Raw genomic sequence first — 15,602 nt, forward strand, 5'->3', positions numbered from 1 at the left:
GCTCCCGGTAGTTATTCCGGCTTCCTGAATTTTTCTTCCATGGTCTGGTTGAATGCTGCAGAAGCATCCGGTGGGATCGACAGGTATGACCATTGTTCTTTCCGGATAATTTTGGCGAGAAAGACGATCTGCCCCACATGATAGGCATAATGCGCCAGTTGCCGGTTGATGGCATCTATCGCTGTGTGGGGTTCATGCCTTATCGTAACTTTCTTTTCAAGATCGCCTGGTTTCAGTTTCTCCAGGTTGCTGAACAGCACCGACCAGGCGTCCTCCCACCGGATGCGCTCCGCAGCTTCTTCCCATACGGTAACGGTCAGAAACTCGCTGTCACGGTTCCGCCATTCCTTTTCGCCGTCACTGGTGCCGAAATCCGTAAACCGGCTCAGCATGTTTCCGACCATATGGTGTACGATCACAGCAACGCTGTTGGCCCCCGGGGCCGGCTCAACAATCATTTCCTCCGGGGTCAGCTGGGCTATGGCTTTATCCGCCAGGTCCTTGTATCCCCTGAATCGCGACAATACACTCTGAATATAAATTTCCTGTAAGGTCATGTACTGGTATTAATATCCTGCGGCGGTATCGTCTCCCCTGAAATCACCCACCGCTTCGATCTTGCCGTTATCGATCACAATCAACTCTGTTCGACCGATATGCCCGCGGCTGTTCACCTTGTAACCCATCCTTTCCATGGTGGCTTTCAGTGCCTCCGGAAACTCCTTTTCCACATAGAGCGTGTCGGGAAGCCACTGCATGTGGAACTTGGGTTGATTGACAGCATCCAGGGCACTTAGTTTGAAATCTATAAGATTCAGGAGGGTCTGATACAGCGAAGTGGTGATGGTGGTTCCCCCGGGAGTGCCGGTCACATATACCGGTTTTCCAGAACGCAACACGATCACCGGTGTCATTGAACTCAGCATGCGTTTGCCGGGGGCGATGGCATTCGCTTCACCGCCAACAGCACCATACATGTTCGGCACGCCGGGTTTTACACTGAAGTCATCCATCTCGTTGTTCAGCAGGAATCCTGCACCACCCACCACGGTATGCGAGCCATAGCCACCGTTAAGCGTTGTAGTAAGTGAAACAGCATTGCCTTCTTTGTCTGCCACACTCAGGTGGGTAGTTTCTTCAGATTCTTTGGTAACATCTCCGGACGCAATCCGGCGGCTGTCGCCCGCTGTATCTGGCTGGTATAACCGAAGCCGGCTGGTAATATAGTCGTCACTCAGCAGCGTTTTGACCGGAACCGCATAAAAATCAGGATCGCCCAGAAATTTTGCGCGATCTGCATAAGCCAGCCTTTCGATCTCCGTCATCAGTTGTACCGATTTCGGGGTGTGAAATCCGAAACTATCAATCGGGAAACGGGCGGTCATCTTCATCATCATCGGCAGCAGTACGCCACCGCTGCTGGGCAATGGCATGGTCACCACGCGATGCCCTTTATACTCAAATACGGAGGCATCCCGCCATACAGCATCATATTTTTTCAGGTCTTCCAGGCTGATCATTCCTTTTCCCCGGTCCATTTCCGCTACGATCAGCCTTGCGGTTTTCCCTTCATAAAACCCCTTTTTCCCCTGGTCGCGTATACGGATGAGCGTTTCCGCAAGTTCTTTCTGCACCAGGGTATCGCCGGCTTTCCAGGGAATGTCTTTCACAAAGGCAGTGGGACGGGTATTGTTCTTTACAAACAATTCACGGTCATCATTCAAATCAGCTGCTTCAGCACCGGTGATCACAAATCCTTTTGCTGCCAGGTCGATGGCTGGCTGGATCAGTTGTTTGAAAGGCAACCTGGCGTAGGGCATGGCTTTAAAGATCCCCGCTACCGCACCCGGAACGCCGGCCGCCAGGTGGCCGTGCTGGCTTTTGTTGAGGTCGGCGTTGCCATTGGCATCAAGGTACATATCGCGCGATCCTTTCAGGGGTGCTTTTTCCCGGAAATCAAGGGTGAGGTCTTTTCCGCCGGAAAGATGAATGACCATAAATCCGCCTCCGCCAATATTCCCCGCACCCGGATAAACCACTGCCAGCGCAAGTTGTGTGGCGATAGCGGCATCAACGGCATTTCCCCCTTTACGAAGGATCATCACACCCACCTGGCTCGCCAGCGGATGGGCAGCCACCACGGCACCATTAGCCCCGGTAAAATGCTTGCTGATGCTATATTGATAAGGATTGAACTTGTCTTGCGCCGTAACTGCCAGGACCAGGACAAGGAAAAAAGCCGGGGAGATCAGGTATTTCATGCTAACGGATGATTTGCCGATAAATATAGCAATTGTAGAATTCCTTAGCTTCACAGCTTCTTTTTCGAATCAAAGCGCTAATCAACCAATGAAAAGATTGATCTGGACGGCAGGTTTCATGCTTTCCGTACTGGCCATGACGGCCCAATTGAAATCTCCCGAACAATTCCTCGGCTATCTTCCCGGCACCCGTTATACGCCCCATTACAAGATCGTTCAGTATTTCCAGCACGTCGCCCAGCAGTTGCCTGCCCAGGTGAAAGTGGAACAGTATGGTGAAACCAATGAGGGACGCCCTTTATTGCTGGCCACCATTGCATCTGCAGAAAACCTCTCGCGCATTGATGCGATCCGTGCGAACAACCTGCGTCTCGCCAACGCCGCTAAAGACAAGGCAGCGGCGGATGAAAACGCACCGGTGATCGTGTGGCTCAGCTACAATGTTCACGGCAATGAAACGTCTTCTTCCGAAGCAGCGATGATGACGCTGTATGAGCTCGTCAACCCTTCAAGTAGAAATTCTGCCGAATGGTTGAAGAATACGGTCGTTTTGATCGACCCCTGCCTCAATCCCGATGGCCGCGACCGCTATGTTAACTGGTACACGACCATGATCGGTAAAAACATCAACCCGCAACCGCTTGCCCGGGAACATCGTGAACCCTGGCCCGGTGGCAGGAGCAACCACTATAATTTTGACCTGAACCGCGACTGGGCCTGGCAAAGCCAGGTGGAGAGCAAGGCCAGGGTGAAGAAATACAATGAATGGCTGCCGCAGGTTCATGTGGATTTTCACGAACAGGGATTCAATGAACCCTACTATTTCGCGCCTGCAGCAGAACCTTTCCATGAAGTGATCACCCAGTGGCAGCGCGATTTCCAGATCCAGATCGGAAAGAACCATGCAAAATATTTCGACCAGAACGGCTGGTTGTATTTTACCAAAGAACGCTTTGACCTTTTTTACCCTTCATACGGGGATACCTACCCGATCTACAGCGGCTCCATCGGCATGACCTATGAGCAGGGCGGTATCCGCGCTGGTCTCGGTATTGTGAATGAAGACGGCGACACAGTTACCCTGCGTGAACGCGCCCTCCATCATTTCACCACGGGCATCAGCACGGTGGAGCTGTCCGCAAAAAATGCTCAGAAACTGGTACATGAATTCCGGTCCTATTTCCAGAAAGTGATCAACACGCCTGCTGGTGATTACAAATCGTGGGTGATCAAAAGTGATGGCACCGACCGCGTAACACGTCTCACGCAGTTGCTCGACAATAACCAGGTGGATTGGGCCTGGGCCCAGGCTGGCGCTGGTGCCGGTTTCAACTATTTCAGCGGCAAACAGGAGAATTTTAGAATAGAAGCAGGAGATATCGTGATCAACCTCAACCAGCCCAAAGGAAATTTCGTCAAAGTGCTGTTTGAGCGTGATTCCAAACTGAGCGACTCCGCTACTTACGACATTACTGCCTGGTCGATTCCTTTTGTATATGGACTCAATGCCTACGGATTGAAAACCTTCAACACGGCCACCACCAAAACAGCACCGGCTGCATCTGCTGCACCTGCAGTAATTGCCAACGCCTATGCCTATGCGGTAAAGTGGGACGGACTGAACAGTGCTAAGTTCCTCTCTGCTGTGCTTCAAAAAGGCATCAAAGTGCGTTATGCCGAACAACCTTTCTCTATCGGAACGGAAAACTTCGAGAAAGGCACCCTGCTGCTGACCCGTGCAGCCAATGGTGGTAAGCCACTCGAGAATGCAGTGACAGAGGCGGGAAAACAAACCGGCACAGTGGTATACCCTGTTGCATCAGGATTTGTTGACAAAGGTTTTGACTTTGGTTCCGACCGCGTACGCATCATTAACGCACCAAAAGTCGCCCTACTGACCGGTGACAATATTTCTTCCCTCGGCGCCGGTGAGATCTGGCATTTCTTTGATCAGCAACTCGGTTACCCGGTTACGCTGTTGTCAGCAAAAGATTTCCTGGGAGAGGGGATGAACCAGTACGATGTATTGATACTGGCCGACGGTTATTATGATTTCTTTTCTAAAAAAGACAATAATGATGACCTGAAAAACTGGGTAAGACGAGGCGGAAAAATTATCGCGCTGGAATCAGCAGTATCCCAGATGGCAAGGGCCGACTGGGGGATCCGCCTGAAGGCTGATGATGATGACGACGACAAAAAAGAAGACAGCAAAAAGGTGGACTATACACTGCTGAAAAAATATGAGGACCGTGAAAGGGATTACCTGTCGAACAGTATGCCCGGTTCAATCTTCCGCGTGGAGCTCGACAATTCACACCCTCTCGGTTTCGGCTACCCGAAGTATTATTATACCCTGAAACAGGACGTTAACCTCTATGACTACATTAAGGAAAATGGTTGGAACGTGGGCATTGTGCGGAAAGACAATTATGTGAGTGGTTTTACCGGCAGCGGAATTAAGAATAAATTGAAGGACGGCTGGTTGCTTGGTGTACAGGATATCGGCCGTGGCCATGTGGTTTATTTCGCTGACGACCCGATCTTCAGGAGTTTTTGGGAAAACGGTAAACTTCTTTTTTCCAATGCTGTTTTCCTGGTAGGTCAATAATGCTCAAATTCAATGCGTAGTAGCAAGTTATTTTTCGCCCTGCTGGGTTCGCTATTAGTGGTTTCCCGTTCGTTCGGACAGGCACCCCCCGTTACTTCATCAGCCGATATCCTGTTGCAGCTGCAGAAACTTAAAGTACTGGGGTCAGTGCTGTATGTGGCTGCCCACCCGGATGACGAGAACACCAGGTTACTGGCCTACCTGGCGCGGGATAAAAAGTATCGTACCGGTTACCTCTCCCTCACGCGGGGTGACGGCGGCCAGAACCTGATCGGAGATGAACAGGGCGTGTCGCTCGGGCTGATCCGCACGCAGGAGCTGCTTGCTGCACGGAGAATAGACGGTGCAGAACAGTTTTTCTCCCGGGCCTACGATTTCGGTTTTTCCAAGTCTACAGAAGAGGCACTGCGCATCTGGAAAAAAGATAAGATCCTGTCCGATGTTGTCTGGATCATCCGGAAATTCCAGCCGGATGTGATCATCACCCGCTTTCCGCCGGATGCCCGTGCGGGCCATGGGCATCACTCGGCATCTGCGGCCCTGGCAATCGAAGCCTTCCGCGCGGCTGCCGATCCCAAAATGTTCCCGGAACAATTGCAGTTCGTGCAACCCTGGCAGGCAAAACGGATCTTCTGGAACACATTCAATTTTGGCAGCGTCAATACACAAAGCGAGAACCAGTTCAAGCTGGATGTCGGCGGCTTCAATCCACTGGTGGGAAAAAGTTACGGGGAGATCGCTGCGGAAAGCAGGAGCCAGCACAAGAGCCAGGGATTTGGTGTGCCCAGGCAAAGGGGCGTGTCGTTTGAATATTTCTCGCTTACCGGCGGCGATTCCGTTAAGACCGACCTCCTTGAGGGAGTTGCCACTGACTGGAGCCGCACGGGGAATGCCGACCTGAACCCGATGGTCGACAAGGTCATCGCAAACTATAATCCACTGCAGCCATCGGCAATTGTGCCGGACCTGTTGACCTTGCGGACTGCCATCAATGAACGCAGCAGCAACGCTGCAAAGTACTGGGTGCAACAAAAAACAAAAGAGATCGATGCACTGGTGAAAGCCTGTCTCGGCATGTATGCGGAAGCTGTTACCAACCAGCAGGTAGCTGTAACGGGCGACAGTCTGCAGATTACCATCAATGTGGTGAACCGCGGACCCCTCCCGGTAACCGGTGTGAAGATCCAATACCAGGATACCAGTTTTGTGGTCGCACCCACTGCGGTGAACAACCAGTTGTTTACGGTGGTGATCCGCAGGCCTGTGTTTGATGATTTTATGGCTGACCAGCCCTACTGGCTCCGCGAACAGATGGACACCGGCAGTTTTACCGTGCACACACCACTGCTGATTGGTTACCCGCAAAATCCTGTGCGGGGACTGCAGGTCGGTTATACCATTGACCGCACCTACTTTACGGAGGAGCTGCCGCTACAGTATAAGTTCACTGACCCTGTCAAGGGAGAAATTTACCAGCCGGTTTTTGCAGTGCCACCCATCGTGGTGGGATCGCTGCCACCGGTAATTTTGAACAACCTGGTGCCGAAACACAAACAGCAGATCGAGGTCTCCTACAAATCTTACATGCAGAAAGATGCTGCCAAAGGAACCATTCGTTTTGAAATGATCGGCAACAAGGGCGCAAAAGATAAAAATCTGCCGGTCGACATGGCATTCAACAAGAACCAGCTGCAGCGTTATAATATTTCCTTCGATAGCCTTTTCTCCAAAGAGAAACCACAACAGATCTATCCTTATATTGAAGTAAAGGATAGTTCAAAAGTGAAGCGCTACAACAATGCGATGAAGCTGATCCAGTACGATCATATTCCCACCGTTCACTATTTCTTTCCCAACAATATCCGCGTGATCAATGAAGAGATCCGGACAGTTGGAAAGCTGATCGGCTACATTCCCGGATCTGGTGATGGCATTCCCGAAGCCCTGAAGCAAATGGGTTTCACGGTTGAAAACCTGGATGAAGGAGCGCTGGCTTCGGTTGACCTGGGCCGTTATGATGCTATTATTACCGGCGTCAGGGCTTACAATGTGAAAGAGAGCCTCAATAATAATTACGACCGGTTGATGCGGTATGTGTCGGAAGGCGGCAACCTGATCGTGCAATACAATACCAGCAGCCAGATCGGACCCGTAAAAGCAAAGATCGGACCGTATCCGTTCAATATTTCCCGTACAAGGGTAACGGATGAAAAGGCTGCTGTGACCATCCTGGATGCCAATAGTCCCATCCTTAACTACCCAAACAAGATCGGGCCGGCTGATTTTGACGGCTGGATCCAGGAAAGAAGCATTTATCATGCAGCCGGCTGGGATTCACACTACCAGCCCCTGTTCAGCATGCATGATGCGGGGGAAGACGCCGACAGCGGCAGCCTGATCTATACCCGCTACGGGAAAGGTTTTTTTACGTATACTGGTATTGTGTTTTTCCGCGAATTGCCTGCCGGTGTGCCTGGCGCGTACCGCCTGCTGGCGAATCTGATTGCTCTGAACCAAAAAAAGGGATTCTGATATGGCAACGAATCAGGGGAGGAGGGATATCGGCATCGTATTTTGCCTGGTATTGGGGCTGCTGATCGGAGCCTTCATCAAAAGGGTCACCATTGGACTCATCATCGGGCTGGCATTGGGGCTGCTGACAGCTTCCCTGATCGCCAACCGTAAACGATAACGCGATGTCAATGCCATCTGAAAAAGAAAAAGTGCCGGTTTTCAAAAGCTGGACACAATGGTATGTTTTTGTGTTGCTTTTCCTGGTGGTCCTCATCATTGCTTTCCATTATTTCACCGAATTCTTTTCATGAGCGCACTGGACTGGATCATACTGATTGCTACCCTGACCGGCATCGTGGCGTATGGCCTGTTCAAGAGCCGCAGCTCACATAATATCGATGGTTACTTCCTGAGCAACCGGTCGCTGCCCTGGTATATGGTGCTCCTCAGCATCATGGGTACCCAGGCCAGTGCCATCACTTTCCTGTCGGCACCGGGACAGGCATATTCAGACGGCATGCGCTTCGTGCAGTACTATTTCGGCGTGCCGCTGGCGATGATCGTAATCTGTATTTTTTTTGTGCCCATATTTCACCGGCTCCGGGTGGTAACGGCCTATGAATACCTGGAACAGCGCTTTGATAAAAAGACGCGCACCTTCATAGCGTTGATCTTCCTTATCTCCCGTGGCGTTTCAACCGGTATATCCATTTATGCACCATCCATTATCCTGTCTTCCCTGCTGGGCTGGAACATTTACTGGACCAACCTTTTCATGGGGGGCTTACTGATCATCTATACCGTTACAGGCGGTGCAAAGGCAGTTGCGTATACACAGCAGCTTCAGCTGATCGTGATCTTCCTGGGCCTGTTCCTGGCAGCTTATATGACGGTACACCTGCTGCCTGACGGCATCGGCTTTCTGGATGCGCTGAAAGTAAGCGGTAAGATGGGCAGGCTCAATGTCATTACTACCGGCAAAACGGCCAATGGATTCGACTGGAATGACCGTTACAATATATGGAGCGGATTGCTGGGCGGAGGGTTCCTGGCTTTGTCCTATTTCGGCACTGACCAGAGCCAGGTGGGCCGCTACCTGACGGCAAGGTCCCTTTCGGAAAGCCGTATCGGGCTCCTGATGAACGGACTCGTGAAGGTGCCCATGCAGTTTGCGATTCTCCTCATCGGGGCGCTGGTCTTCACTTTTTACCAGCTGAATCCATCCCCGGTTTTTTTCAACCCGGCCGTACGTACCGAAATTCTTGACGACAAGGCAAAAGCCTCCCTGGACGCCATTGAGGGCCGCTACCAGGCTGGCTCAACCGAACAGGCAAAACTGGTTCGTGAATATGCGTTGTCCGGAGAAGATGAACAATTCGTTCAGACTATCCGCGACAATGAAAAAGCACTGGAAATTACCAGGGAAGAATACAAGGCAAAACTGAAAGAAGTTTCACCCGCTACCGATACTAATGATACCAACTATGTGTTTCTGCGATTTGTGATCGACCACCTGCCAACGGGACTGGTCGGATTGCTGATTGCAGTGATCTTCCTCGCTGCATGGGGAAGCATCGCGGCCGCCCTGAATTCGCTGGCGGCTTCCAGTGTCTGTGACCTGCACCAGCAGTACCAAAAGGCGCCGCCCGACCCCGAAACTTCGTTCAGGCTATCCCGTTGGTACACTTTTGCATGGGGCGTTTTCTGTATCATCGTCGCCCAGTTTGCCAACAATATGGGCAGCCTGATTGAAGCAGTCAATGTTCTGGGATCAATTTTTTACGGCACCATGCTGGGGATCTTCCTGGTAGCCTTCTTCCTTCCGAAAGTTGGGGCCAATGCCGGCTTTTATAGTGCGATGGTAACCCAGGCTTTCATCTTCTTACTTTTCTGGAAGACCAGTATCGGTTTCCTCTGGATGAATGTAATCGGTGCAGGTTTCCTGGTACTATTTTCTTTGCTGCTCCATGCAACGCTTCCCAAACGCAGCGTGTCAAGCCCGTAAAGAAATGCTATGGGACCATGGTACAGGTTTTTCTCACTCCTCGGAGTATTTGTGGGATGCCTGGTCTCCTGTAAGAAGGACAATCAGGACAGTGTCGCCTCCAGGCAACTGGTTGGGGTATGGGTAGACGTGGATCATGTTTCCGACACCCTCGTTTTTTACAAAGGCGATCATGGCGTGCTGATGTTTGACAATTCCATGTCTTTCCGGTCTCATCCTGATCCTGAAGCAGTACGGGTGGCCTACACCTGGCAGGTGAACCTGTCAGAAGACGGCATCCGCATTGCGCCTACAGATCCCGGCTTTGAAATAGAACTGAGCGGTAGTACAGCGCATCCGTTTACCTGGCTGGAGGAAGGAAAGAAATTTGAACTGCCGGGAATAGCATTCCGCTACTGGATGAGTTGCAACAATTGCCTGGTCCGGTATCAGAAAATTCGGTAACAGTGGACGGTTACATAAAAAAAGAGGCAGTCTTTGGACTGCCTCTTTTCATTTGGAATTTGTGCGAATTATTTCAGTTTTGCCATAAGCTTGCGGTTCAGCTCAACATAGTCGTCATTCTGAGCGGTCTTGGCCAGTTCGGTTGATTTGCTGGAAGCAGCAATAGCTTCCTGCTTCTTGCCGAGTTTAGCGAGGCAGTTGGCTTTCTGGTAATACATCCAGAAGGCATCAGGGTTCTTTTCAATGCCCTTGTCAAACCAGCTCAGGGCCTGGTTGAGGTCTTTGCCACTTTCCATATAGTACATCGCTGCACTAAAATACGGTGGGTTATCCGTCTTCATCAGCTCGTCAATCTGTTTGGTGACCTTGCTGTCAATCTCCGCTTTGATGGGAATGGATACACTGGTTTTGTCCCACAATATTTCAAGGTTCATGCTGGTAGGCATGATTTCATCAAACACGATGGCGAAGTTTTCTACTTTGAATGGCATTGCGGAAGGCTTTGCTTTCATACGCAGAAAATCCTGGTCCTGCTTGTAAGCAGCCGGGCTGGTTACATCAAGTTGTTTACTCAGAATGACAGTCCATTCTTTTTCGCCAGGAATGGTCAACAGGCCGTATTTGCCCGCAGGAACCGGCTTGCCGTCGATGATCACGTCATCACCGAAAGTGATCACGGTAGCACCATTGGCGCCAGTGCGCCATACTTTACCGTAAGGCACGAGATCTCCGAAGATCTTGCGTCCTTTAACAGCCGGACGGCTGTAGGAAACTTCAACAGAAGACAATGCAAAATCCTGTTTCACAGTTGAACCGGGACTCGGCGCAGGAGTCTTAAGGTTTTGTGCTTTCGTCATCAGCATAAATAATGACAGGCAGCAGCACAGCAGCATTTTTTTCATGTTTGGCTCATTTAGAAAACAAATGTAGTTCCTAAAACGGCACAATCACATACACGCTGGCACGTTTTCCGCGTAGCACCTTCCAGCCCGGACCAGTTTTAATCAGCCGGATGGCTTCTGCATCAAGGGTAGGGTGAAGACTTTGCTCTACATTAAAATTGTCCAGCCTTCCCTTACTGTCCACCCTGAAACGGACAACAACTTTCCCGGAAAGCGTATCGAGATCGGCAGGTACCTGGCGGGCACTGTCGAGGTAACGGTTATAGGCCTCCCAGCCATTAAGGGGATAAGCCTGCTGCACACTGACACTGAGATCAACATTGCCCGAAGCAGCGTCTTCCTTTGCCCTGCGTGTTTCCGTTTTGCGGCTTACTTTTTTAGATTGGGTGCCATAACCGGTAACCACCACCTCATTCAGGGCTGTAACGGAAGGCTGCAGTTTCAGGTCGAGCTGGTTGAAACTACCGGGCGGGGGTACCCGCTGCTGCAGGTTCTGATAGCCTACTGATGAAACCACCACGTTGGCCAGGGAATCGGCGGCAGGAATATGCATGCTGAACCGGCCTGCTGTATCCGAAGTGACCATTACGCCCGCAACGCGTCCCTGTAGTTGCAACTGTACGGCTGCACCGGAAACCGGCAGATTGTTTTCATTCCGGATAGTGCCTTCAATGATCCGTTGTGCAGGCGCGGAAACAGGTGCTGCAGCTTTCCGGGACAGGGCCGCTTCAATAGTAGGCGGTTCCGGAACAGCTTCATCGGCCTGGGCGTCATCCCTCTCCTTTTCTCTATCTTTAAGGACCGGCTGAGATTCAGCCTCAGGCTTGAAGTAGTTGGTTTTTAATTTTGATTTCCCGGGTACATCCAGTTTTGCAATATCGCGCGATACAGTGTCTGACTGAAACGACAGTTTTTGGCTATCCGGATCAGAAACTGATGGTGCAGCTCCAACTTCCGGAGCAGCCGGGGCCTGAACCGGTGTTTCTGCTTTATTAAATGCTACTTCACTTTGAGGTTGCTCCTTTACCTTATTTTCCAACCAGAACCAGTACACCGAGCCGGCAAAAATCAATACGATCGCTGCTGCCGCTGCGGGCCAGAAAATGGAACGTTTGTGCCGGTTTTCGGATGCGAGCCGTTTTTCCAGCTGCTGTTGTAAAGTATCGTGAATGGCGCCAGCAGATCCCTGTTCCTTTTCCAGCAATACGCGGTAGCCATCCAGGGCATCGGCCAGGAAGGGATCATCCAGGGCAGCCATTTCCAGCGCATGGCGTTCAGCCGGGCTGAGTTTCCCCTGCCAGTATCGTTCCAGCATCAGGGGATCAAAGGGTTGATTATGGTCAAAGCTGCTGCTCATGAATCTTTTTTTCCATACAGATTTTAAGGTTCCTGCGGCCGTTCTGGATCAGGCTGCGCACTTTATTCCAGTCCAGCCCGGTCTGGTCGGCAATTTCATGATACGAGCGCTGTTCAAGGTAAAACAGGGTCACGGCCCGCTGCTGCTCCGTGGTCAGCGCGGAAATGCATTTTTCCAATGCCTGCAGGTTCATTTCTTTCTGTTCACTGCCGTTCAGATGCACGGGCGCTTCAGATTGCATAATATTATCCGGCAGGGAAACCACCCTGGCCTTTTTACCACTGCGCAATTCCATGAGGCAATGGTTCTTCGCCAGGGTATACAACCAGCTTTTAAAATACTCCACCCGGTGTTGCCGGAGCTTTACCACCAGCTGTTCAAAAATCTGCATCACGGCATCACGTGCTGCTTCATTATCCTCCAGGTACTTCATACAAAGACCAAATACGAGGTCCATATATGGAGAGTAGAGCTTGCCCAACAAGGCAAGATCGCCCGTGTCGTGGTAGCGCTGCAGCAGTTCCTGTTCGCTGGCAGTGGGGTCTGGTATGGCCGGAATAAATTTCAAGCGTCATGGCAATATAAAAAAAATACAGTGGGTTTGTGTAATCGGTTCAATACAGCCATCCCAATAAAAACCCAACGTTATGCCTGTACATAAAAACTCCATGGGTATGGTCGGTATTCTGGTAGCCATATTCGGATTACTGGTTACCTCCGTCCTGCCACCCCGCACCATTCATGGCATTGTGTTAGATGCCACTACGCAAAAGCCGATCGCTGGTGCAACCATCACAGAACGAGGCACTAAAAATTCAACTTCATCCGGCCAGGATGGGAAATTTTCACTCACTATCAGTGGTGTCAATACCCACCTGGTGTGCCAGTCGGTTGGATTTAATGCTGCTACTACGGTAGTCGCAGCTACCGACACCAGTGTTACCATATTGTTGTCATCATCATCAGCACAGCTCGATGAAGTTGTCGTAACCGCATATGCTAACAGAAAGGCGAAAGAAGTGACCATTTCTTCAGTTCAGGTTTTGCAGGGAAAGGTAGCCGGCGTCGCCATACGGGGACAAAGTTCTATTTCCAACGGTTATTATAGCGCTGACCGCGAAGAGGAAGCTGACCGCGAAGGTTATAGTTCCATTGACGAAAACAAATTCAGGAAAGCAAAACAATTCCCGCTGTCGACTTTCTCTATCGATGTAGACGCTGCTTCCTACAGCAATATCCGCCGTTTCCTCAATGGTGGCAACCTTCCCCCTGCAGGTTCAGTCCGCACGGAAGAGCTGATCAACTACTTCGATTACACCTACGACGGACCGAAAGACGAACATCCTTTTGCCGTGCATACTGCATACTCCGAATGCCCCTGGAATGAAAAGCATCAGCTGGTATCGATCGGCCTGCAAGGGAGAAAGATCGAAACAGCAAACCTTCCCGCCAGCAACCTGGTATTCCTGATCGATGTCTCAGGCTCTATGGATGAGCCCAACAAACTGCCCCTGGTACAGCAATCCCTGATACTGCTCACCGACCAGTTAAGGGAGGAGGATAGGGTAGCGCTTGTAGTCTATGCAGGCGCCGCTGGCCTCGTTCTGCCACCTACTACCGGAGATCAGAAAACGAAAATCAAAGACGCCATCCGCCGGCTTGAAGCAGGCGGCTCAACAGCAGGAGGAGCGGGGCTTCGGCTTGCCTATAAAACTGCCAAAGAGAACTTCCTGGAAAATGGTAACAATCGTGTCATTCTCTGCACCGACGGCGATTTCAACGTCGGTGAAAGCAGTGATGCCTCCATGGAAAAACTGATCACGGAAGAAAGAAAAAGCAATGTGTTCCTCACTGTATTGGGATTTGGAACGGGTAATTACCAGGATGCCAAAATGCAACTGCTGGCCGATAAAGGCAATGGCAATCACGCTTATATCGACGGTCTGACAGAGGCAAAAAAAGTGTTGGTGAAAGAATTCGGTGGCACCCTGTTCACCATTGCCAAAGATGTAAAACTGCAAATCGAATTCAATCCTGCCCTGGTACAATCCTACCGCCTGATCGGTTATGAGAACCGCATGCTGCAGGATGAAGATTTTAACGATGATATCAAGGATGCAGGTGAAATGGGCAGCGGCCATACTGTTACCGCACTGTATGAAATCATTCCCGTTGGCGTGAAAGACAAATTCTCGCGTGAGGTCGACCCCCTGGAATACCAGGACGTACCAAAGGGGACCGAAAAACCTAACCGTGAGAATATTCTTACCCTGAAGATCCGGTACAAGGAACCGAAAGAGAACAAGAGCAAGCTCATGGTACAACGGTTGTCCAAAGAAAGCAGGACAGCGTTTGATGATGCACCGGAGAACCTTCGCTTCAGTGCTGCCGTAGCAGAGTGGGGGATGCTGCTCAATAAATCCGAATACCTGCAGCAATCCAGTTTTGACCAGGTGCTGAACATCGCTTCAGGTGCGATGGACCAGGACACGCAGGGTTACCGGAAAGAATTCCTTGAGCTGGTACAAAAATCAAAAGTGCTGGGCAAAGACAATGCCGCACGCTGACAGGTAAAATTGCTGGTTTATTTCCGGAACCCGGGGTGAAAGGAATAAAGGGTCTTCCGGAGAAACTCGCGGTCGAGGTGGGTGTAGATCTCCGTGGTGGTGATGCTTTCGTGCCCAAGCATTTCCTGCACCGCCCGGAGGTCTGCACCATTTTCCACCAGGTGTGTGGCAAATGAATGCCGGAAGGTGTGTGGACTGATCTGCTTGGAAATGCCGGCTTTTTGTGCAAGCGCTTTGATGATCAGGAAGATCATTACCCTGGTGAGTTGTGCCCCGCGACGGTTCAGAAACAGGATATCTTCCTTGCCCGGTTTGATCTGCTGGTGATTCCTGATCGTGTTCCGGTAGATCTCAATCTGCCGGATCGCATTCTCACCGATCGGTACCAGTCTTTCCTTGCTGCCTTTACCCAGCACCCTGATAAATCCGCTGTCGAGAAAGAGACACGAAATCTGCAACCCGACCAGTTCACTGACCCGCAGGCCACAACTGTACAGCGTTTCCAGGATCGCCTTATTGCGCTCACCTTCCGGTTTACTCAGGTCAATGGCTGCAATGATCAGCTCAATCTCTTCGTAACTCAGGGTATCTGGCAGCAACCTGCTGAGCTTCGGCGCTTCCAGCAATATCGTGGGGTCTTCCCGCACGATCTGTTCTTCCACACAATACTTGTAAAAACTCCGGAGACCGGAAAGAATCCTTGCCTGTGACCGCTGCGTCATGCCCAGCTCAGCCACCCACCGGATGAATTGTTCCAGGTCCTCCGGCTGCAGCTTATCGGGCGCAGCAAGGTTGCCCGCATGGGAAAGATACTGGGTAAGTTTCTCAATATCCTGCAGATACGCCTGCACAGAATTGTCCGCGAGCGATTTTTCCAGGCGTAGCCACGCTTTGTATCCCTTTTTGTAAGTCTCCCACATTTTTTCCAGAGAATCAATTCG

13 protein-coding genes are annotated in these 15,602 nt (G+C 51.0%); 7 read left to right on the forward strand and 6 right to left on the reverse strand.

Features of this window, described 5'->3' with window-relative positions:
* Positions 1 to 11: 11 nt before the first annotated feature.
* Together FPE01S_RS10080 and ggt are read right to left on the reverse strand one after the other, a co-directional pair.
* Entirely contained in the window at positions 12 to 557 is a 546-nt protein-coding gene (locus FPE01S_RS10080) for a DUF1572 family protein (protein ID WP_046368918.1), read from the reverse strand.
* Positions 558 to 566: 9 nt separating this feature from the next.
* On the reverse strand, positions 567 to 2,261 hold the full coding sequence (gene ggt / locus FPE01S_RS10085; protein WP_046368919.1) for a gamma-glutamyltransferase: 1,695 nt from the start codon (positions 2,259 to 2,261) through the stop codon (positions 567 to 569).
* An 88-nt stretch (positions 2,262 to 2,349) separates the two neighbouring features.
* Here ggt and FPE01S_RS10090 point away from each other — a divergent pair, with 88 nt between their 5' ends.
* The 6 genes from FPE01S_RS10090 to FPE01S_RS10105 are packed head-to-tail and all read left to right on the forward strand — an operon-like array spanning position 2,350 to position 9,835.
* Positions 2,350 to 4,872 carry a M14 metallopeptidase family protein gene (locus tag FPE01S_RS10090; RefSeq protein WP_046368920.1) on the forward strand — a complete coding sequence of 841 codons (2,523 nt, stop codon included), beginning with the start codon at positions 2,350 to 2,352 and terminating at the stop codon, positions 4,870 to 4,872.
* 12 nt (positions 4,873 to 4,884) lie between these two features.
* Positions 4,885 to 7,404 carry a PIG-L family deacetylase gene (locus tag FPE01S_RS10095; protein ID WP_046368921.1) on the forward strand — a complete coding sequence of 840 codons (2,520 nt, stop codon included), beginning with the start codon at positions 4,885 to 4,887 and terminating at the stop codon, positions 7,402 to 7,404.
* Position 7,405: 1 nt separating this feature from the next.
* Positions 7,406 to 7,564 (forward strand): hypothetical protein, encoded by a 159-nt coding sequence (locus FPE01S_RS25995; protein WP_169749153.1) that lies wholly within the window; start codon positions 7,406 to 7,408, stop codon positions 7,562 to 7,564.
* A gap of 10 nt (positions 7,565 to 7,574) precedes the next feature.
* Complete coding sequence (locus FPE01S_RS26320; protein WP_281176198.1) at positions 7,575 to 7,697, forward strand: hypothetical protein; 123 nt, start codon at positions 7,575 to 7,577, stop codon at positions 7,695 to 7,697.
* On the forward strand, positions 7,694 to 9,391 hold the full coding sequence (locus tag FPE01S_RS10100; RefSeq protein WP_046368922.1) for a sodium:solute symporter family protein: 1,698 nt from the start codon (positions 7,694 to 7,696) through the stop codon (positions 9,389 to 9,391). Before FPE01S_RS26320 ends, FPE01S_RS10100 begins: the two co-directional genes overlap by 4 nt.
* Positions 9,392 to 9,400: 9 nt before the next feature.
* On the forward strand, positions 9,401 to 9,835 hold the full coding sequence (locus FPE01S_RS10105; RefSeq protein WP_157473985.1) for a hypothetical protein: 435 nt from the start codon (positions 9,401 to 9,403) through the stop codon (positions 9,833 to 9,835).
* 68 nt (positions 9,836 to 9,903) lie between these two features.
* On the opposite strand, the gene FPE01S_RS10110 is transcribed toward FPE01S_RS10105, so the two are convergent.
* The 3 genes from FPE01S_RS10110 to FPE01S_RS10120 are packed head-to-tail and all read right to left on the reverse strand — an operon-like array spanning position 9,904 to position 12,662.
* Entirely contained in the window at positions 9,904 to 10,737 is an 834-nt protein-coding gene (locus tag FPE01S_RS10110; protein WP_052955693.1) for a DUF2911 domain-containing protein, read from the reverse strand.
* Between the two features lie 31 nt (positions 10,738 to 10,768).
* Positions 10,769 to 12,094 (reverse strand): carboxypeptidase regulatory-like domain-containing protein, encoded by a 1,326-nt coding sequence (locus FPE01S_RS10115; RefSeq protein WP_046368924.1) that lies wholly within the window; start codon positions 12,092 to 12,094, stop codon positions 10,769 to 10,771.
* Positions 12,078 to 12,662 (reverse strand): RNA polymerase sigma factor, encoded by a 585-nt coding sequence (locus FPE01S_RS10120; protein ID WP_245623984.1) that lies wholly within the window; start codon positions 12,660 to 12,662, stop codon positions 12,078 to 12,080. Before FPE01S_RS10120 ends, FPE01S_RS10115 begins: the two co-directional genes overlap by 17 nt.
* Positions 12,663 to 12,741: 79 nt before the next feature.
* Here FPE01S_RS10120 and FPE01S_RS10125 point away from each other — a divergent pair, with 79 nt between their 5' ends.
* A complete protein-coding gene (locus FPE01S_RS10125) occupies positions 12,742 to 14,661 on the forward strand; it encodes a vWA domain-containing protein (RefSeq protein WP_083990227.1) in 1,920 nt (639 codons plus the stop codon).
* 17 nt (positions 14,662 to 14,678) lie between these two features.
* Here the strand turns inward: FPE01S_RS10125 and xerD are convergent, their stop codons facing one another.
* Complete coding sequence (gene xerD / locus FPE01S_RS10130; protein ID WP_046368925.1) at positions 14,679 to 15,581, reverse strand: site-specific tyrosine recombinase XerD; 903 nt, start codon at positions 15,579 to 15,581, stop codon at positions 14,679 to 14,681.
* Positions 15,582 to 15,602 lie beyond the last annotated feature (21 nt).

Source organism: Flavihumibacter petaseus NBRC 106054 (assembly GCF_000974785.1).
GTDB lineage: Bacteria > Bacteroidota > Bacteroidia > Chitinophagales > Chitinophagaceae > Flavihumibacter > Flavihumibacter petaseus.

Bases quoted from the DNA above. Each gene is read 5' to 3' on its own strand.
- FPE01S_RS10105 (WP_157473985.1), top strand. From the start codon at position 9,401: ATGGGACCATGGTACAGGTTTTTCTCACTCCTCGGAGTATTTGTGGGA.
- FPE01S_RS10100 (WP_046368922.1), top strand. From the start codon at position 7,694: ATGAGCGCACTGGACTGGATCATACTGATTGCTACCCTGACCGGCATC.
- FPE01S_RS25995 (WP_169749153.1), top strand. From the start codon at position 7,406: ATGGCAACGAATCAGGGGAGGAGGGATATCGGCATCGTATTTTGCCTG.
- FPE01S_RS10125 (WP_083990227.1), top strand. From the start codon at position 12,742: ATGCCTGTACATAAAAACTCCATGGGTATGGTCGGTATTCTGGTAGCC.
- FPE01S_RS10110 (WP_052955693.1), bottom strand. From the start codon at position 10,737: ATGAAAAAAATGCTGCTGTGCTGCTGCCTGTCATTATTTATGCTGATG.
- FPE01S_RS10090 (WP_046368920.1), top strand. From the start codon at position 2,350: ATGAAAAGATTGATCTGGACGGCAGGTTTCATGCTTTCCGTACTGGCC.
- FPE01S_RS10115 (WP_046368924.1), bottom strand. From the start codon at position 12,094: ATGAGCAGCAGCTTTGACCATAATCAACCCTTTGATCCCCTGATGCTG.
- FPE01S_RS10095 (WP_046368921.1), top strand. From the start codon at position 4,885: ATGCGTAGTAGCAAGTTATTTTTCGCCCTGCTGGGTTCGCTATTAGTG.
- ggt (WP_046368919.1), bottom strand. From the start codon at position 2,261: ATGAAATACCTGATCTCCCCGGCTTTTTTCCTTGTCCTGGTCCTGGCA.
- FPE01S_RS26320 (WP_281176198.1), top strand. From the start codon at position 7,575: ATGCCATCTGAAAAAGAAAAAGTGCCGGTTTTCAAAAGCTGGACACAA.
- FPE01S_RS10080 (WP_046368918.1), bottom strand. From the start codon at position 557: ATGACCTTACAGGAAATTTATATTCAGAGTGTATTGTCGCGATTCAGG.
- xerD (WP_046368925.1), bottom strand. From the start codon at position 15,581: ATGTGGGAGACTTACAAAAAGGGATACAAAGCGTGGCTACGCCTGGAA.